This window comes from Vibrio sp. V43_P6S15P86 (assembly GCF_009904725.1).
In the GTDB taxonomy this organism is placed as follows: domain Bacteria; phylum Pseudomonadota; class Gammaproteobacteria; order Enterobacterales; family Vibrionaceae; genus Vibrio; species Vibrio diabolicus.
Genome location: NZ_WXWT01000269.1, coordinates 1 through 2,838, shown reverse-complemented (window position 1 = coordinate 2,838; position 2,838 = coordinate 1). Strand labels below are relative to the sequence as shown.

The 2,838-nt window shown below is 46.0% G+C and carries 1 protein-coding gene; it reads right to left on the bottom strand.

Going from position 1 to position 2,838, the window contains the following annotated elements; genetic code table 11:
• Nucleotides 1-79: 79 nt before the first annotated feature.
• A complete protein-coding gene (locus tag CAG69_RS12155) occupies nt 80-2,731 on the bottom strand; it encodes a beta-N-acetylhexosaminidase (protein ID WP_161444382.1) in 2,652 nt (883 codons plus the stop codon).
• Between the last annotated feature and the right edge of the window lie 107 nt (nt 2,732-2,838).

The following is a 2,838-nucleotide window of genomic DNA, read 5'->3' as shown; positions in this document are numbered from 1 at the left end:
CACTTAATTTCCCATAAAAATAAAGAAACCCTCAACATGACATTGAGGGTTTGCTTAAATTTAGCTGAGAAGATTAAGGTTATTTCACGCTAGTTACGCGGCTTGCTCTTTCCCCTGTCGCCGATACAGTGCGGATAAACACTTCTCCTTTCACACTTGGACGAGCATTGTCTGCGTAAGTCAGCCAGTTTTGACCGTCTAACGAGTATTGCAGTTCAACGCCAGGGAACTGAACGTTCATAGCTAGCTTGCCGTTTTCTACTTTCGCACCAGGAATTGGAAGGCGGTAGTCGATACCAGATTTTTCTAGCTTAGCCAGTTCACGTTGGCCAAGTACGTTCGCAAAGCGGTTGTAGTCTTGGTTTAGCGATGCTTTATCAACTAGGTTAGAGTTTTGCGAGTACTCAACACCGACTTTGTAGTCATTCTCCCAATCGGCACGGTGCCATGCACGCTCTGCGGCTGCGAGTACGCGAGGAAATACCATGTACTCGTATTGCTCGTCGTTACGTACTGTCTCAGACCAAAGCTGTGCTGATAGACCGTAGAAAGGTTTCGCTTCGATTTCACCTTTACCAGTAAAGCCGTTGCCATCGCGGTCTACAGAGGTTTCTGCGTTCTGAGGCATGTTCTCTGGTGCAAAGCCAAACATCTTACGCGTATCGGTTGCACGTGTTGCCCAGTAGTAACCACGCTCTTTCGGATCAACTTCGTATGGCATGTCCATGTACACATAGTCAGGGTTAGAAACGATCACGTCGTAACCTTTCTTAGACCATTCGTACACTGATGATGTACCACCCCAGTAAAGAACGTCCCAGAAGTTAACACGCGTATTTTCTGTTGCGAATGCTTTCTCACCTTCGCTGTATTTCAAACCATCTTGCCATGCTTGGAAGTTTGGAATGCCTTTCTCAGCAACTAATTTTGATACTTCTTGCGCAAAATGACTCGGTAGGTGAGCAAAATCACTCACTGTGCCGTCTGCGATTAACGCCTGACATTGTGGAGATTGCGCGAATGGCTTGTCTTGTTTCGACAGATCAATCGTGCCCTTCCAGCTAACTTTGTCTTGCGCGTTCACGTCTTGGAAACCAGCGCCAAGCTTGATGTTCTTCGCTTCATCGCCACCAAAGTGCCATGTCGTTAGCGGTGCCCCAGCTTCAGCGTGCATTGCTGCCACTTCTGAAATCACTTTATCTACGAAGCGAGTGGAAGATTCCATACACGGGTTGATAAAGCTTTGCTTATCGTAGAACTGAACCGTAGTGACATTAGAAGTATCTTGAGGATCCATCAGGCGGTATTCGTTCGCTTCAGCTTCCTTACCTTCTTCCATTAGACGGTCGTAACGAGCTTCCATAGATACTACTGCGGCACGAGCGTGCGCTGGCATATCGATTTCGGGAATGACTTCAATGTTACGCGCTTTCGCGTATTTCAAGATTTCCACGTAGTCTGTTTTACTGAAGTAGCCAGAGCCAAAGTTGTCTGTCGTTGGACCGGAACCAAGCTGAGGCAGTACGCAGCTTTTCTCTTGTGTATCGAAACAACGATTAGCGCCAACCTCTGTCAACTCAGGTAGGCCTGGGATTTCCAAACGCCAGCCTTCATCATCGGTTAGGTGAAGGTGAAGTTTGTTCATCTTGTACGCTGCCATTTGGTCTAGCGTTGCAAGAATGGCGTCTTTAGAGTGGAAGTTACGAGCTACATCTACCATCACACCACGGTAATCAAAGCGAGGTGCATCTTGAATAGACAGTTGTGGTAGAGAATCAGCATTTTGGCTATCTACCAGGCCAAAGATAGATTGTACTGCGTAGAAAGCACCTGCTTGGTCAAACGCTTTAATCGCAATACCATCGCCTTTGATGCTCATCTCGTAAGCACCAGATTTTGCCAATTCACCGGTGAAGTCTGCAGGAACAACAGTGATGCTTACAGGAAGATCACCACGAACGTCCACACCTACCACTTCTGCACGATCTTGAATTGCTGCGAACTGAGTCGCATCGAATGCGTCTTTAGGCAGCGCAATACCATCCGCGATATCTACTTTGCCTTTACCCGCTTCAACGTGCATCGGTGTTGGTAGTAACGTGGTTGATACGTCTTGTGTTGCTAGGTCTTCGTTTTTCTCAAAACGAGACACAGCGTTTGCAAATACATTGTTGTCGTCTGGTGTACGTTTTAGGTTGTTACCTTCAAGACCCGTCACAAAAGACGCAACATCTTCAGTATTTAGAGAAGCAATCATCTTAGGTTCTGTGTTTGGTGCAGCCACGAAAGCGCCTGGCATAAAGTCGGTTTCAAATAACTGCCAATATTCGCCAATTAGTGGAAGTACCACTTCTTCGCCCGCCGCAAAGCCATCAAACTTATCTGTTGGTTCTAGCTTATGTAGGTCACCCGTTACACGAGAAATTTTGAACTGATCATTATCTACATCCAAAATCAGACGAATGCTGTGGAAGTAGATAGCCCAATCTTTTGAGTTAACCGCTTCACCTTGGTTAACTAGCGTCATGTTCACCTTGTTACAAGAAGCCCACTCAGCTCCTAAATCCTGACAAGCAAGACCTTCGTTTGCACCGTGGTTAGTCAACACTTGGTATTGAATATCAAGGTTATTAGCCAGTGAATTTACAGCTTGTTGCTCAGAGCTTTGCAGAGCAGAGCAACCTGCTAATGTGGTGATAACAGAAACAGCAATCAGACTAGGTTTAAACATCTTACTTCCCCAAAAAAGTCAGTGGTTCAAAACGACAATGATAAAAATGATAAAAATCGCGGCTCCTCAAATGCGAGGGGCCTAACAGTTGCATTCAACATACAACC